The organism is Trichococcus sp., assembly GCF_049589555.1.
Lineage (GTDB): Bacteria > Bacillota > Bacilli > Lactobacillales > Aerococcaceae > Trichococcus.
Window position 1 is genome coordinate 1 of record NZ_JBAWAZ010000289.1, and the last position, 16,749, is coordinate 16,749.

A 16,749-nucleotide genomic window follows, 5' to 3' on the forward strand; every position below is an offset into this window, starting at 1 on the left:
GCTTTGAAGGGCATCCTGACGAACCCGACCATGCTGGGAATCCTCGTCATCATCGCCGCCATGCCCGGCCCGGCGATGGCTGTGGCGCTGTCCATGCAGTACGGAGGCAATACGGCCTTCTCAACGCGCTATGTATTCATTTCGACGCTACTATCGGTATTCACCATCCCGTTATTGGCGGCGCTGCTTTTTTGAGCGGCATATATGCAGAAAGAACGCCCACTCCGCACGGTTCGCGGAATGGGCGTTCTTTGTGTTTTTGGGTAATTTTTTTTCAACATGGAGCAAAATTTCCGAATACAGAGAGGACATCCAACAATTTCCCCTCATCGCACATTCGTTATTTGAATTTCTTCGTGATATAAGGGTTCAACCAACGGTACAAAAGGGTGGACAGGAATGCCCCCACGAGACCCTGCGCGATGTTCAACGGGAATGAAGCGATCGCAGCGCCGAAGCCGAAAAGGATCGTGTCCCCGATGGCGTATCCGATCGCCATCCAGATACCGGCAATCACCGTGGCAACCAAAGGCTTCTTGTGATCCATTTTCTGGAACAACCAGCCGGCAAAGAATCCTTCCAAACCTTTTACGACAAAAGTGATCGGCGCATAGAAGGCATAACCGGCGAACAGGTCGGCCAACATGCTGCCGAGTGAGCCGACGAAGAAGCCAGCGCTGCCTCCAAAGGATAGACCGGCCAACAAGAGCACCATGTCTCCCAAGTTAACGTAGCCGAAAGGAATCGGGATGCGGAACAACAAAGTCATGACGACGGTAAACGCCATAAATAAGGCCAAAATAACCAATCTGTAAGTACTGTTTTTTTCAGTTTTCATGCAACTCTCCTCCAAGCATTATTTTTTATTATAGCCCTTATGCAAAAGTTTGCACTCTTTTTCTCATCGTTTTCACAATAAATTTCAAAATGATGGAAAAATGAGAAAATCCAATGAAAAGATGATAGAATGGGAATAATTGAGTTTTTAAAGTAAAGGGGTGCAAGCATTTGAGTCAACCAAGAGTACTGCTTATCCAAGATATTTCCGCCAGTTGCCGCATTTCAATGAACGTGGCGGTGCCTGTCGTGAGCTGCCTGGACAATTGGGTGAGCATGCTGCCGACAGCACTGTTGTCCACCCATACGGGTAAAGAATTTGAAGGCTATACCTTTTTGGATCTGACCCAGGAAATGGGCGGTATCCTGCAGCATTGGCAGTCATTGGGTATGAAATTCGACGGCATCCTGATCGGCTATCTGGGTTCGCGCCAGCAAATCAACATCGTACGCGAGATTATCCATACATTTGCGGCCGAAGATGCCCACATCATTCTGGATCCTGCGATGGGCGATCAAGGCGTGCTGTATCCGGGATTCACGCTGGAATATGTGGAAGAGATGGCGGCACTCTGCCAGGAAGCGACAGTAATCACGCCGAACGTGACCGAAGCCTGCTTTTTGACCAAACGCCCCATGTTGAAGAAGCCTTACAAGGAAGCCGAGGTTGCGGAATTATTGGCTGATTTGCGGGTGTTGAATCCGAAGAGCGTCGTGCTGACGGGGGTTTCCTTGGAACCGGAAAAGATCGGTGCTGTCTGCGTCAGCCAAGAAGAGCCTGAAGCGCAGTATGCCTTCGCGGAACATTTTCCCGGCCATTATGACGGCGCGGGCGATCTGTTCACGAGTGTCATCGCGGGGTTGCTTTTCCAGGATCTGCCTTTGACTGCAGCCACCGAAACGGCGGTCCATTACAACAGCATGGCGATCGAGCGCACGCTGAAAAGCGGACGCGAACTGCACTATGGCGTCCAATTCGAGACGGATTTGCCGTATTTGATTGAACAGTTGCGCAAATATAAACCGGCAGAATGACCGATCCAGCATCAAACATTCATTACTTGGAAAGAGGCGTGAGAAAATGAAAATACAAACTGTAGCCATCATCGGATTGGGCGCTTTAGGGATCCTCTACGGTCACCATTTCACCAAGGCCATCGGGAAGGATCGCGTGCGCATCGTCGTCAACAAAGAACGGATGGCGCGCTACCAGGAACAAGGCATTTCATTCAATGGAGAGAAATGTGATTTCCAATACGTCGACGAAACCGATGCCAGCCTGGCGCCGGCGGACCTGGTTATTTTGGCCGTAAAAGGAACCCAATTGGACGAAGCAATTGATACCGCCCGAAATCAGGTAGGACCGGATACAACGATTATTTCGGTCCTGAACGGCATCTCCAGCGAAGAAGTCATCGGCGCGGCTTTCGGCGGCGAGAAGGTCGTCCACTGCGTAGCCCAAGGGATGGACGCTCTCCGTACCGGTAATGATGTGAAGTCTGTCCATATCGGCGAACTGCGCATTGGCATCGATGCTCCGGTAAAACAGGCGCGTTTGGATGAGGTGGCAGCTTTCTTCGAAGAATCGGCCTTGCCGCACGTAGTCGAAGCCGATATCCTGCACCGCATGTGGGCGAAATTCATGTTGAATGTCGGCGTGAACCAAGTGCTGATGGTGAAGGAAGGCACTTTCCGCGATATCCATGAGGCAGGGCCAAATCGCGATCTGATGATCGCTGCCATGCGTGAAGTCCTGCCGATCGCCCAGAAGGAAGGCGTCAACCTGACCGAAACCGATCTGGAAAATGATTTGGCGATCATCGACGGACTGACGCCCCTGGGGATGCCATCGATGCGCCAGGATGGCATTGCGAAACGGCCTTCAGAGGTCGAACTTTTTGCAGGCACCATTCTGAAAAAAGCCAAAAAATACGGATTGCCTGCCCCGACGAACCAGTACCTGTATGATCAAGTCCAAGTCATCGAAGCAACTTACTGAGAGAACGGATTATCGGCCTTCGCGGGCGAAGGCATAAAGCCCTCGCTAGCGGGGGCTTTTACGGTTTTCCTGCAGTTGAACCGCAATTCAGCTACCGCTCTGCCATCGGAGGAGACTGTCGAAAATAAGCCGCCAACTCCGGTGAGGACCAGTTGGGCGGAGGAAAATGCTGAGCCATGAGCTCATCTCCGACGAAGAAGGTTTAGTCGAAGGTGAAAGCCAAATCAATTGCCCTGCTCCGGAGAAGACCTGGTTGGCCGGAGCTACCAAAGCAAATCGATATACAGGCAATCACGACACCCGACGCCGGCAGCATTTTTTTGTTATAATGGAAGCATTCATTCTATAATCGTCAAAAAGCACGAAAAAGGAGAAAAAATCATGACACAAGAACAACTGAAAAACCGCGCGGAGATCCCGGAGGCATTGACTTGGGATGTGACCGCACTCTATAAAACAAGAGCAGACTTCGAGGCCGCTTTAAACGGTCTAAAAGTTGCAACAGCAACATTCGCAGCGACATACGAAGGCAAACTTACGGATGCCAAAACGATCCTTGCCGCAATGAAGGAATATGAAGGTCTCATCGAAACCGCAACCTTGGCGGATCATTACGCGATGATGCCGGAAGCGACCGACCTGACCGATCCGGACAACGTTGAGCTGTCCCGCCAAACGGCGAACGCGATGGCGGACATCAGCGCCCAACTGACTTTTTTTGAATCGGAACTGATCGGCTGCGACGCCGCAGTCCTTGATCAGATCGTTTCGGAAGACCCGCGTTTCGCTTCCTACATCCGCCACACCAAGAAAAACAAAGATATCCAGCTGGCGCCTGAAGTCGAAAAGGCATTGGCCCAGCTGGCCCCGACGTTGGACGCGCCTAGCGCCATCTATGAACAGGCCCGCCTTGGCGATATGGACTTCGGCACTTTCACGGCCGACGGGAAGGAATATCCGCTTAGCTTCGTACTCTATGAAGATTACTACATGTACCATGACGACACAGCGATCCGTCGGGCGGCTTTCGATAAATTTTCGGCTGTCCTCAGCGATTATGAGAACGTGGTCGCAACGGCCTATTATATCCAACTGCAGAAGGAAAAGACACTGGCGACAATGCGCGGTTTTGATTCCGTGATTGACTATCTGCTTTACGGGCAGGAAGTGACGCGCGAGCTGTATGATCGCCAAATCGATACGATCATGAACGACCTTGCGCCGGTCATGCAGAAATACATCACGCACCTGAAGGAAATCCGCGGTCTGGACAAAATGACCTATGCCGACTTGAAGATTGCGCTGGATCCGGAATATTCGCCGCAAGTTTCGATCGAAGAGTCGCAGATGATGGTTCAGGATGCCATAGCGGTTTTGGGCCAGGATTATTCGGACCGGATCATGCAGGCTTATCCGGAGCGTTGGATCGATTTCGCCCAGAATATCGGCAAATCGACCGGTGGATTCTGCACGAGCCCGTACGGCACGCATCCTTACATCCTGATGTCATGGGCGAACCAACTTTCCGATGTCTATACGTTAATACATGAATTGGGCCATGCCGGCCAGATGATCCTGTCGAACGAAAACAACAGCGTTCTTGGAGCGGAGCCTTCGTTGTACCTGATCGAAGGCCCATCCACCTTCAATGAACTGCTGTTGACGGAGTCATTGGCGCGCAAGAGCACGGATGCGCGCATGCAGCGCTTTGCTTTGACGAAGATGCTTTCCGACACCTATTTCCACAATTTCGTCACGCACCTGCTTGAGGCGGCCTATCAAAGGGAAGTCTACAACTTGATCGACGCGGGCAAGAGCTTCGATGCCGGCAAATTGAGCGAAATCAAACGGAGCGTGTTGGAACGATTCTGGGGGGATGCTGTGGAAATCAACGCCGGAGCGGAGCTGACATGGATGCGCCAGATCCATTACTACATGGGGCTGTATTCCTACACCTATTCGGCCGGATTGACGATTGCGACGCAAGCATTCCTGCGCGTTAAAGCGAACGAAGAGCACGCAGTTGCCGATTGGTTGGAATTCTTGGCGCTCGGGGACAAATTGGAAGCCGCAGAAGCCGCAGCCTTGGCCGGTGTGGACATCAAAACCGATCAGGCGCTGCAGGACACGATCCACTATTTGGACGAAGCAGTCGATCAAATCATCACACTAAGCAAAGAGCTTGCTTAAGAAAGAGGAACTCATGGACGAAAAACTAAGAAAAAACATCAAGATCGGCGCTTTGGTCGATATCGTTTTGAAGAAAGACCAACGCACCGGGAAACTGACAAGAGGGCATGTGAAACGCTTGTTGACCAACAGCCCCAACCATCCGCACGGCATCAAAGTGATGCTGGTGGAAGGCAATCAGGTTGGTCGCGTGCAACAGATCGTGGGCGAGGCATAAATTGGGATGAAAAATGAGAAAAAAATCGAGAGATCGCTACTTTTCTCAGAAAAAGGAATCATATGAAAATCCGATGATAGTTTTTTTGTTGACAGTTCTTTTCAAATCTTATATTATGATTTCATACCACAACTGAATAAAACAAAGTCAGTGATGAAGAGAGTAGATTTGAATATTTTCTCCAGCGAGCCGGGACAGAGTGGAAGCCCAGCAGTAAAATATCAGATTGAAGCGCACTTCGGATGACGAAAAGGTGAACATTGAGTAGCCTTTTACGCACTTTATGCGTTAATTTAATCGAGGTGGATTTGTTGTTTCACAGCAGATCAACTAGAGTGGTACCGCGGAATCAAACATTGACCCGTCTCTTGTAGCAATACAAGGGGCGGTTTTTTAGTACCCAGAGTACCACCAGCAAAAACATAAAAAAGGGGATTATATACAAATGGATTCAACTTTCTTTGAGACCTACATGCCGATTTATTTCCAAGGCGCAGGTTATACGATTGGCCTTTCGATCAGCGCGATCGTACTGGGCGTCATATTAGGGACAGGATTGGCATTGATGAAAATGTCACCCAACAAGTTCCTCAGCTTATTAGCGAACGGGTACATCCAAATTGTGCGGGGCACACCATTGTTGGTGCAATTATTCATCATTTATTACGGCCTGTACGTCATCAATATCGAATTGCCCGACTTCCTGTCCGGTGTCATCGCTGTATCCTTGAACTCGGCAGCCTACATCGCCGAAATCATCCGTTCCGGAATCCAAGCGGTCGACAAAGGCCAAATGGAAGCCGCCCGCTCGATCGGGATGAGCAAATCAATGGCGATGCAAAAAATCATTTATCCACAAGCCATCAAGAACATCCTTCCGGCTTTGGGTAACGAATTCGTAACGCTGATAAAAGAAACATCGATTGTTTCCGTGTTGGGCTTGCGCGACTTGATGTTCGCCGCAAATACGGTCCGCGGTGCGACATTCTTGCCATTCGGCCCGCTAGTGGTCGCTGCTGTGATGTACTTCATCATGACATCAATCGTCTCTAAATTAGTGGACATTCTAGAAATGAGGTTGAAACAAAGTGATTAAAACAGAACAACTTACGAAATCTTTCGGGGATAAGCAAGTCCTGAAAGGCATAGATGAACAAATCAACTCGGGTGAAGTGGTCGTTATCATCGGACCATCCGGATCGGGGAAAAGTACCTTTCTGCGCTGCATGAACTTGCTTGAGGAACCAACATCCGGTAAAGTGATCTTTGAAGGCCAGGAAATCAACAAGAAAGGTGTGGATATCGATTCCATCCGCACCAAAATGGGCATGGTTTTCCAGAGCTTCAATCTTTTCCCGCATCTGACGGTATTGGATAACATCATGATCGGACCGCAGCAAGTCAAGAAAGTACCGAAAGACAAAGCCGAAGCAATCGCCAGAAAACTGTTGACGCGCATGGGTATGTCGGAGAAAGCTGATGTTTATCCACAATCCTTATCGGGCGGACAGAAACAACGGATCGCAATCGCGCGGGCCTTGGCGATGGAGCCGGATATGATGCTGTTCGATGAACCGACATCCGCGCTTGACCCGGAAATGGTCGGCGAAGTGTTGCAGGTAATGAAAGACCTTGCGCTGGAAGGCATGACGATGGTAGTCGTGACCCACGAAATGGGCTTCGCGAAAGAAGTCGGCGACCGCATCCTTTTCATGGATGACGGCCAAGTGATGGAACAAGGAACACCGGATGAGATTTTCAATCATCCAAAAAGTGAGCGGACAAAGGATTTCTTATCGAAAGTCCTATAAAATAAAAAACATATTTGGAGGGGTTAGGATGAAAAAAGGATTATTGAAATTAGCTTTGGGTGCAATGAGCATTCTTGCTTTGGCGGCATGCGGAAATACAAGCGAGACAGCGGACAGCTCCGCAACAGATTCAGCAGCAACAACTACGACTGATAAATTGCAGGAAATCAAAGACAGCGGCAAATTGGTGATGGGTACATCCGCGGATTATCCTCCATACGAGTGGCACCTTGTCAAAGACGGAAAAGATACAGTAGTCGGCTTCGATATCGATATCGCGCAAGCAATCGCTGATGAATTAGGCGTTGAGTTGGAAGTCAAAGACATGGACTTCGACGGTTTGATCCCGGCTTTATCAACTGGCAAGATCGACATGATCATCGCCGGCATGAACCCTACTGAAGAAAGAAAACAAAGCGTTGACTTCACTGATATCTACTACACACAAAAAGACGTATTGGTGATCAGAACAGAAGACGCTGCAACCATCACATCTGAAGATTCTTTGAAAACAGCAGCATTGGCTACTCAAAAAGCGACAATCCAAGAAGATTACTTGTTGGAAAACTTCCCGGATGCTGAAATCCAATCCGTACCAAAATGGAACACAGCGATCATGTCTTTGACAACTGGAAAAGTTGACGCTATCTTGATGGTTGAAACAGTTGCGAAGCAGTTCGTTTCCCAAAATGATACTTTGATGATCGCTGAATTTGATGTACAAAGCGACCCGAATGAATCAGCAATCGCAGTCGCTAAAGACGGCGGCGAATTCTTGAACACTGTCAATGATATCTTGACAGAAATGAAAGACAGCGGCAAGATTGAAGAATTGATCCAAGTCAATACACAATTGATGGAAGACAACACAGCAGAATAACAAAGTAACATACCAATAAAAGTGCAAGGGTGCTCTGAAAAGGGCATCCTTTTTTTGAGACTATGAATGCGGAGGAATCACGATTGAAAAAAGGGTTTATGAAAATGGTTTTGGGAACGATTAGTCTCTTGGCTTTGACAGCATGCGGAAACACGAGCGGACCAGCGAACAGCGCTGCGACGGATGGAAGCAGCGCCTTACAGGAAATCAAGGACAGCGGAAAATTGGTCGTCGGAACTTGTGCTGATTATCCTCCATATGAGTGGCATCTGGTGCAGGACGGAGAGGACAAAATCATCGGCTTCGACATCGATATCGCCCAAGCCATCGCGGATGAACTGGGGGTCGAGCTGGAAGTCATAGATATGGACTTCGACGGCCTGATTCCGGCATTATCCACAGGCAAGGTCGATATGATCATCGCCGGCATGAACCCTACGGAAGAAAGAAAACAAAGCGTCGATTTCACGGATATCTACTATACCCAAAAGGATGCCCTGGTGATCAAGTCGGAGGATGCGAAGGATATCCGATCGGAAAACGACCTGAAGAAGGCCAGCCTGGCAACGCAAAAGGCGACGATCCAGGAAACGTATCTGCTGGAAAACTTCCCGGATGCTGAAATTCAGTCCGTACCGAAATTGAATACGGCCATCCTGTATTTGGTGACCGGCAAAGCGGATGCCGTATTGATGGTGGAGACTGTTGCGAGGCGATACGTCGAAGAGAACGAAGGCCTTGAAATCGCCGACTTCGACGTCGCCAGCACGCCGAACGAATCAGCCATCGCGGTCGCGAAAGACAGCGAGGATTTTCTGGATGAAGTGAACGACATTTTGGATGAGATGAAAGAAAGCGGCAAAGTCGAGGAACTGATCCGTGCGAATATTGAGATTATGGATGAGAATACCGGGGTTTAGCTGGATAGCTGAATAGCAAAAAGAAGAGAAGGAACAGTCAGCCGCGTAGGTGATTGTTCCTTCTCTTCTTTTATTTATTTTAGGAGGTTTTTTCAGCAGGTGCCTTTTTTTATTTTTTCTTCTTCAGATCCATGTAGCCGTTGTAGACAGTCGCGAATATCCCGAAGAGGATGCCGACGATCGGAAAGATGATCCAGGCACTCGCCCAAGCGTAATAAACGAAGCCGGCAATCAAATAGATGGCAGCCGCTAGTGGGAAGACAACACCCGCAACGATGCCGACCACTTTGTTCTTCTCGGCTTTGTCCTTCGCAAACTCACCGATTGACAACAGCTTTTCGTATGTCTCATCCTGGATGCCGTAAAAGATGAACAGGAAGACGCCGATTGCGATGAAGCTGAGCAGGAACACAAGCGACAGGCCGTTATCTTCCCCGAGAAAGACGACGGAAAGCAGCATGGAGACAGGAGCCAGGATGCAGAGCGCGACCCCGATCGCAACAGCGACGGCCAACCGCGGACGGAAGGCTTTGTGATCAGCTTTCAGCCTGGAGTAGGTTGTGGAGTCGAGCTGGACCCGTTTTTCCTCCAATTCAAATTGCTGCTCCTTCATGCCGTAAAGAATGAACAAGGCGACGCCGGCTGCGACAAAGATGAACAGCGGCACGAGTGTCAGAATATCCATCAGGTCACTCGTACGGCCTCCTTGACCATCTCGGTATCCGGCAAGGTACTGACCGAGAAACAGGCTGGCTGGGCCCATGATGCACAGGAAAACACCTGTCGCCATCGCCCAGGCGAAGTGATGACGGTGATCGATGTATTCATCCACTTGTTCAGGAGTAAGGTAGACTTCATTTTGGGGATTTTCTGCAGGTGATTCGGCTTGGTAGGATCCGGTGAAGTCATCAATATTACCGTGAGTAGCTATGGCAACACTGATCGCTTCGTGCTCGCTTTTGCCTTCTGCTTTCAGTTGGTTGTACTTGGCCTGCATTTTCGATAGCATGGCGTTCTTTTGTTCTGAGACTTCGGGAGTGGTTGGTAACTGTGCAAAGACGGAATCTACATAATTGCTGATCGTATCCATAATTTTTTCTCCCCATTCCTGATGCTGTTTCTGATTAGGCGGATGCTGTGAAGTCCCTATTTAGATTTTACATAAATGAGATTGATGAGTGCTTTTGTATCAACTAAAGTGTAGCACTTTTGGAGGGGGTGGGGAAATGATAAGAGCGGAATCAAGGTGTGCAATGCCTGTAGATGAGACATTAAATTAATGGATCATGAAACAATCTAGAACATATGGGAATATACTCTGAAAACTTTAAAATTTCGTCTTTTTGCAACTTATTTCGCCCCATATTTTTTCCGATTTGATTTGAAGGCAAAGAGAAGTGCTCTTAATCTAGCCTGAACAGAACACGCGTTCTTGAATATGCCTTCAAATAGACGTATACTTAAATGGTATTCTACACAGCAACTGGGGAAGGGGGGGACGTCCAACATGTTCGAATTCATAAATAAAATATTCAAAAATAAGAAGCTTACTGAAGAAGAAAAGATATCAATCATTGAATTGGTGAACAATGAGGAGTCTTTCATCAAACCAAGAGATCTCATCGTGGAGCAGATGCGTCTGAAAAAAGCTGAAAAGAGAGCTGAGCAGAAGGCCGCGGAAAAAGCTTGGATCAGCTACGTTTCGCCACCCTTGAGAATCAACGATAATTTAACAACCCAAGTTGAGACGGTGGTAGGTGCCTTATTTGAAATCCTATGCACAGTCGTTGATATCGAACTGAAGAAAAAGCACAAAAACATCAAGCATGTGAAATATGAGCGTTACTATTATCATGTAACCGTCTTTGACGAAGTCTACCGGCTATCCAAAGAGGTGATCTATTCATTTTACAGAATGGACAATATGTATGCAGCTGATTTCTTTTCCTATGATTTGAAATCGATGTTGTCCAGAGACATTCAAAAAATCCTTACGCATGAGGTAGATGTATTCCTGGAAAATGTACCATTCCCGGATGAGGAGACCAGAAAAAAATTCGGCTTAACGCAATTCGGAACCAAAATCGTTTGGTGGGATCCGTCCGGGATGCTGCGCGACAAACAAATTTTTGATGGGATCGAAATGGCGTATTTCGATCAACTAAGGAAAAGGGCGACGAGGTTTACCGAAGTACCGGCCGTCATGGGCCTTTGTTTGGGGAAATACGCAGACCTCATGCAGATTGTGTTGTATGACCTTGAGGATGGATCCATCAAATGGAAGATCAAGCCCAATAATTATTTCAGGAAATATTTTCACTTGCCACTGGATGATGAGCGTATCTGGGCAGAAACGGTCCGCTTGCCGGCAGACCTTTATCTCCTGGCTGAAAACATGATCCGCAAGGAGGTCGAGGGTCTCCGCGTGGTGCCTGCTGAGGAAAGCCTGCAGAATCTGCAAAAATATTTGCCGGATGAAACGTTCCTGAAGATTCAAGGATACCTGAGCCAGGAAGTTGAGTTAGATCTGGACTACCAAACCATTGTAGCTTTGCGGGATGTGAACAAGACCGTCTGGCATGAAGCAGCCAATCTGCTCATCAGCCAACCGTTGGAGCGAATCAACGGCTTGCTTCGTGATGTTGCACAAGATCCGGATTTGAAAAAGATAGCCACGAAGGTGATCAAGCAAAGCGAGGATCCGGATAAGCGCATCATTTTTATATTTTTAATGGAAAGGATGGCTTTGCCGGTATCAAAAGCGCTGCAAAAAGAACGGGATACCTTCGTTCATCCAACCAGACAGACCGATTATCAACAGTTGCTGCTCGATGAAAATCTGCCTATCGAAAGTTTGGCGGAGCTTATAAATAACTGTACGCAACCTGTACGCAGAGAAATCAAGCTGGACACAGCCTTAATAACCGCATCACATTCAGCTTTAGATACCATTATTGATATGGTTGACTCTTACCTGAGTGAGGAGAAAACCGATGAAGGGCTGGATTCGGCTTTGAGCCTGAATATTTTTGCCGAGATTGAGATATCGCCGGCAGAGGAGCAAAGAGAAGAAGGAAGTTCGGTCTCCACATCGCTATCTATTTCAGCCACCGCGACAGAAGCCATGATAGAAACTACCGAAAATAAAGACAGCGAGCAGGAGTCTGAGCATATGCTGTTCCTGAAACAGTTGGTGGTAGGCAACGGGATATCTTTGGATGATTTTAAAGTACACGCAAAAAATAATGGGAAACTCCATCAGGCGTACCTAACAGAATTGAATGAAGTGCTGTATGAAATATTTGATGATCAAGTGCTTGTGATAAGCCAACAGCAGGTCATCATTGAAGAGGATTTTATGGAAGAAATGAGGGAATGGATAGATGGCTGAAATCAAGCTAAGAAAGAAGGATGCCCAAACGATTATTGCCTCGCTTGAGGCAGGCGTTGTGCCTGTAAAAGGGGTGCAGCATGTGTTGGTGGGCAGGAGCAATGAAGTCAAGGAAATCATTGACACCTTGCAAAAATTGGAGGACGGCAACAGTGATTTGCGGTTTTGGGTAGGCGATTTCGGTTCGGGCAAAAGTTTTGTTTTGCGGACGATTGAATCATTGGCGCTGCAAAAGAATTTCGTTGTTTCCACTATTGATTTGACCCCGACGCGTCGTTTCTATGATTCATCCGGGAAAGCGTTGGCGTTGTACAATGAAGTCGTCAATAAAATCGTCATCAAGAACAACCGCGACGGGAATGCCATCGAGACGATCGTCCAGCAATGGATCCAGGTTCTGCTTGAGCATATTGCGGCGGAAAACAGCCTCACCGTTCCCATTTTGATGGAAAAGACCCATTGGAAATTGGTGGAGAATGCCATTCTGAAGACGACGAATTCCTTCTATTCATCGGGGCTTTCCTATGAATTCGGGCAAGCGCTGATGAAGTATTTCGAGGGGATTGCGGGCGACAATATGTCCCTGCAGATTGAGGCGATTCGCTGGATCCGCGGGGATATCACGACAAAAACGGAAGCCTCCAAAGAGTTGGGCATCAAGAACGTCATCAACGACTCGAACTATCTCATCGCCTTGAAAAATCTGGCGGAATTATTTTTGAAGATCGGCTACAAGGGATTTGTCATAAACTTTGATGAATCAGTCAATCTGTATAAATTACCCCGTTCTTTGACCCGGGAAAAAAATTATGAAATGATCCTCAATCTGTACAACGAAACGAAAACCAATGAAGCAAAAGGCTTATTCATCAATTTTGGCGCAACGAAGCACACGGTATATGACGAACGAAGAGGATTGGCCAGCTATGGCGCTTTGAAAACACGCTTTGGTAACGAATTGATGAAAAATAAGGACTATGTCAATGTGAACAGTACCGTCATCGACCTGAAGCCACTGACACCGGAAGAGATCTTTATCCTTTTGACCAAGTTATTGGAAATATACAATACGGCCTATCAAACGACGCTGAAGGTGAAGGACAGCGAAATCAAGCAATACATGGAAGACCAGTTGAACCGTCCGGGAGCTGCGGCATTTTTGACGCCGCGATCCGTCATCAAGGACTATATCGAAATTCTGTCCTTGCAGCGCCAGAACCCGGACCATTCTTTCGCTCAGATCCTTGCCGATCGCTTCGGCAGAAAGTCTTCAGTTGTGGCGAAGGATGCAGATGACCACGATGAAATAGAGGTTTACTGATGCAAGCCTTTGACAGTCTCAGCCGGGACATCCAGCAGTACATCTATGATAAAGGTTGGCCAAGCTTAACGCGCATCCAAAATGCTGCCATCAAACAGGTTGCCAATACCGATCATAACCTTATTCTGTCCGCTCCGACGGCATCCGGGAAAACGGAAGCTGCATTCATCCCGGCGCTGAACAGTGTGGAAGATTGGGAAACGGGGCTGAAGGTGCTGTACATCTCTCCTTTGAAAGCCCTGATCAATGATCAATTCCAGCGCATCAGCGAACTCAGTGAGTATTTGGATATTCCAATTACGCGCTGGCATGGCGAAGTTTCCCAAGCCCAGAAAAAGAAAGTTGTGAATCAACCAAAAGGCATTCTTTTGATTACGCCGGAATCGATTGAGGGCATGCTGGTGAATCGTCCTGGCGAGGCGCAGCACCTCTTTAAAGGGGTGGAATGGATCATCATCGATGAGTTGCACAGTTTTCTTGGGACGGAACGTGGTGTTCATTTGCAATCGTTGCTGCAACGGATCAGCCAATTCATGCAAGCGCCACGTTTCATCGCGATGAGTGCAACCTTGAACAAGAAGGATTTTGGTTACGCGAAAGCCTTCTTCGGCAGCTATCGGGATACGGATATTCTCGTGGACCGCGATAAAAATGATCTGCTCGTCACGATAGACTACACGAGTGGTGAGGCGGGTCCATTTGTCGCAAGGGAATCCTTGGCAGCGATCTATCAGTATTCCAAAACGGAAACGATGCTGATTTTTCCGAATTCCCGCAACAGAGTGGAAGAAATCACCCATAAATTGGATAAGATGGCAAAAAAAGAGAACGCGCCCATCCGCTATTTTGCCCATCATTCATCGGTGGACAAGCTTTTGCGTGAAGAAGTGGAATTCTTTGCCAAAAACAATGAGGATCAACTGTTCACAATCACCTGCACTTCCACCTTGGAATTGGGTATAGACATCGGATCGGTGGACAGCGTAGTGCAGTATGGCTCCCCTCCGTCCACTTCTTCGCTCAGCCAAAGACTGGGGCGCAGCGGACGGAGAACCCATCAAAGCATCCTGCACATTGTGGAAGATGACTCCTGGGAAATGCTTCAGACCTACGCCGCATTGGATTTGCTGGAACGGGGTGAATTGGATGCCATAGAAATGATTGAGACACCCTACAATGCTTTGGCGCATCAAGTGATGGCGATGCTCTTCCAAAAGGTCAGTATGCCGATGACGCAATTGTTGCAGCTGAATAAAACCTTTCCGGTCTGGTCAGCGATTTCGGATGCAGATTTGGCGCTGTTGATTGATTATATGGTTGAAAAAGACTTCATCGAAATCATGGATGAAGAGGCGATTGTCGGTTTGGAGGGGGAGCGTCTTCTGCGTTCCAGAGATTTCTATGCACTGTTTTTCACGACCAGTGATTTTTCTGTCCATTACCAGCATGAGCGCATAGGCAGTCTGCCGTTCACACCGGATATCCAGATCGAAAGCAAAATTCTGTTGGCGGCCAGGGTGTGGATTGTGAAAGATATCGATGTCAAGGCAAAGCGCATCATGGTGGAAATGACGAAAGAAGGAAGGCCCCCGAAATTCATCAGCGACGAAGGCTTCGTCTCCAATGAAGTGCGTGAAAATATGGAAAAGCTCTTGCGGACGGGCGAGTATCTGACCCTGAACAATGACAAGATCACACGTGATTTTGATTTTCTGAAGAGTGAACTATACTACGATGACGGGAACTATTGGTATGAGGACAATCAGACGAATATAGGCATTGTGACATTCAGGGGGACTAAGTTCAATATCGCATTGCTGCTGCTCATCAAGAGCATCGCAACTGAGGGAGAAAAATATCAACTGCACGACAAGCACTCCTTGATCACGGGTCCCGACATAAAAAGAATGGTGGAACGACTCGCTGGAGGGGATGTTTCTCTGGATAATGTCGTAGCCTATCTGGAGAAAAACGAGAAGGCCATCGAAGAGCTGACGGCCCATCAAAAATTCATGCAATTGGTTCCCACAAGCTTGAAAATCAAGTGGATCCTGAACAACTTCTTTTCGATTTGAATGTGACAGACGACGAAAGAGGGCATACCATCGTTTTTTGTGGAGTGCTCTTTTTCGTGTCTATGGATACGATCTTGAAATTGACTGATTTGAGATCCTATCAGCTATCGTATAAAGTAGAATACGCCTGCTGATATCGACAAGCTTGAAGAAGGATTGTCTTAAAGCCATATTTTATGTATACTGAAAATATAGACTTTTTTCGATAAAGCCTAATTATTTTGATTTTTCTTGCGTAAAGCTTAATTTTTTTACGAGAGGTGCAATGCTAAAATATGCAAAAATATGTCATCATATCCAATGATATTCGGAATAAAATCGTAAACGGGGAGTACGTTGCCAATCAACAGATTCCTTTTGAAAAAGATATGTGTATTCATTACAATGCAAGCAAAATGACGGTAAAAAAGGCATTGGACATCTTGGTAGCGGAAGGATTGGTCATCAAGAGGAGAGGTTCCGGTACTTTTGTGAAGGACCTGAATCTGGAGGAAATCAAGCGCGTGACGATGGCGAATCAATTCCGCGGTATGACTGCGCTCTATGCCGGGAAAAAGGTCCACAGCAAAATACTGAATTTTTCGATTGTGAAGGTGCCTGAAGTTGCAGCCAAAAAGTTGAATATTTCGCTTGGCAGCTTTGTCTATGACATCTATCGGGTACGTTATGTGGAAGACGAACCGATCGTAATGGAAAAAATCTACATGCCGATTGATCTGATTCCGAACATCAAGGATAAAAATCTCAAAGGCTCGATCTATGAATACATTGAAAATGATCTAAAGTTGAACATTCAGAGCGCGCATAGGACGGTTGCTGTTCGCAAAGCCACTGATTTTGAGGCGGAGGAGCTTGGACTGGACAAGGGTGATCCAGTGGCGGTAGCCGAGCAGGTCGGCTATCTCGATACTGGCAATGCGTTTGAGTTCTCCACAGCTGTCCATCGCTATGATAAATTTGCCGTCGAACTCGTTTTGACGCGCAATTGAGCGAAAGCTCTTTAAGATCGGTTTCGATTTGGTGACTCGATAGCTTGACCTCCGGCGAAGCCGTCGTTCACCGGAGCAGGATACATTACTGAAATTTTGGATGCAAAGAAGGGTCGCCT

Annotated in this window: 14 protein-coding genes, 1 pseudogene and 1 other annotated feature; of the genes and pseudogenes, 13 read left to right on the forward strand and 2 right to left on the reverse strand. The window is 47.5% G+C overall.

Annotation, left to right across the window (positions count from 1 at the left end; all coding sequences use genetic code 11):
- A pseudogene (locus WBV27_RS10265) lies at positions 1-195 on the forward strand (hypothetical protein); the annotation flags it as partial.
- Positions 196-340: 145 nt separating this feature from the next.
- On the opposite strand, the gene WBV27_RS10270 reads toward WBV27_RS10265, so the two are convergent.
- Positions 341-838 (reverse strand): ECF transporter S component, encoded by a 498-nt coding sequence (locus WBV27_RS10270; RefSeq protein WP_424201782.1) that lies wholly within the window; start codon positions 836-838, stop codon positions 341-343.
- A 170-nt stretch (positions 839-1,008) separates the two neighbouring features.
- Here WBV27_RS10270 and WBV27_RS10275 point away from each other — a divergent pair, with 170 nt between their 5' ends.
- The 8 genes from WBV27_RS10275 to WBV27_RS10310 all read left to right on the forward strand — a co-directional run bounded on the left by WBV27_RS10275 (position 1,009) and on the right by WBV27_RS10310 (position 8,854).
- On the forward strand, positions 1,009-1,872 hold the full coding sequence (locus tag WBV27_RS10275; protein WP_424201784.1) for a pyridoxamine kinase: 864 nt from the start codon (positions 1,009-1,011) through the stop codon (positions 1,870-1,872).
- 46 nt (positions 1,873-1,918) lie between these two features.
- On the forward strand, positions 1,919-2,836 hold the full coding sequence (locus WBV27_RS10280) for a ketopantoate reductase family protein (protein ID WP_424201786.1): 918 nt from the start codon (positions 1,919-1,921) through the stop codon (positions 2,834-2,836).
- Positions 2,837-3,217: 381 nt separating this feature from the next.
- A complete protein-coding gene (gene pepF, locus WBV27_RS10285) occupies positions 3,218-5,026 on the forward strand; it encodes an oligoendopeptidase F (RefSeq protein WP_424201788.1) in 1,809 nt (602 codons plus the stop codon).
- 13 nt (positions 5,027-5,039) lie between these two features.
- The gene (locus WBV27_RS10290) at positions 5,040-5,243 is read left to right on the forward strand and encodes a YwbE family protein (RefSeq protein WP_424201790.1); all 204 of its coding nucleotides are present in this window, start codon (positions 5,040-5,042) and stop codon (positions 5,241-5,243) included.
- A gap of 141 nt (positions 5,244-5,384) precedes the next feature.
- Positions 5,385-5,615, forward strand: a binding site (T-box leader).
- Positions 5,616-5,688: 73 nt separating this feature from the next.
- The gene (locus tag WBV27_RS10295) at positions 5,689-6,339 is read left to right on the forward strand and encodes an amino acid ABC transporter permease (protein WP_424201792.1); all 651 of its coding nucleotides are present in this window, start codon (positions 5,689-5,691) and stop codon (positions 6,337-6,339) included.
- Positions 6,332-7,054, forward strand: coding sequence for an amino acid ABC transporter ATP-binding protein (locus WBV27_RS10300; RefSeq protein ID WP_424201794.1), 723 nt, complete (start codon positions 6,332-6,334; stop codon positions 7,052-7,054). Before WBV27_RS10295 ends, WBV27_RS10300 begins: the two co-directional genes overlap by 8 nt.
- 28 nt (positions 7,055-7,082) lie before the next feature.
- Positions 7,083-7,934, forward strand: coding sequence for a transporter substrate-binding domain-containing protein (locus tag WBV27_RS10305; RefSeq protein ID WP_424201796.1), 852 nt, complete (start codon positions 7,083-7,085; stop codon positions 7,932-7,934).
- A gap of 83 nt (positions 7,935-8,017) precedes the next feature.
- Entirely contained in the window at positions 8,018-8,854 is an 837-nt protein-coding gene (locus WBV27_RS10310; protein WP_424201798.1) for a transporter substrate-binding domain-containing protein, read from the forward strand.
- A gap of 109 nt (positions 8,855-8,963) precedes the next feature.
- Here the strand turns inward: WBV27_RS10310 and WBV27_RS10315 are convergent, their stop codons facing one another.
- Entirely contained in the window at positions 8,964-9,944 is a 981-nt protein-coding gene (locus WBV27_RS10315) for a hypothetical protein (protein WP_424201800.1), read from the reverse strand.
- Between the two features lie 417 nt (positions 9,945-10,361).
- Here WBV27_RS10315 and WBV27_RS10320 point away from each other — a divergent pair, with 417 nt between their 5' ends.
- From WBV27_RS10320 to WBV27_RS10335, 4 genes are all read left to right on the forward strand, one after another.
- The gene (locus WBV27_RS10320) at positions 10,362-12,245 is read left to right on the forward strand and encodes a tellurite resistance TerB C-terminal domain-containing protein (protein WP_424201802.1); all 1,884 of its coding nucleotides are present in this window, start codon (positions 10,362-10,364) and stop codon (positions 12,243-12,245) included.
- Positions 12,238-13,566, forward strand: coding sequence for a BREX system ATP-binding domain-containing protein (locus tag WBV27_RS10325; protein ID WP_424201804.1), 1,329 nt, complete (start codon positions 12,238-12,240; stop codon positions 13,564-13,566). The genes WBV27_RS10320 and WBV27_RS10325 overlap by 8 nt, the downstream gene beginning before the upstream one ends.
- Complete coding sequence (locus tag WBV27_RS10330) at positions 13,566-15,641, forward strand: DEAD/DEAH box helicase (RefSeq protein WP_424201806.1); 2,076 nt, start codon at positions 13,566-13,568, stop codon at positions 15,639-15,641. The genes WBV27_RS10325 and WBV27_RS10330 overlap by 1 nt, the downstream gene beginning before the upstream one ends.
- Before the next feature lie 275 nt (positions 15,642-15,916).
- Positions 15,917-16,630, forward strand: a complete 714-nt coding sequence (locus tag WBV27_RS10335) for a GntR family transcriptional regulator (RefSeq protein ID WP_424201808.1) — start codon at positions 15,917-15,919, stop codon at positions 16,628-16,630.
- Positions 16,631-16,749 lie beyond the last annotated feature (119 nt).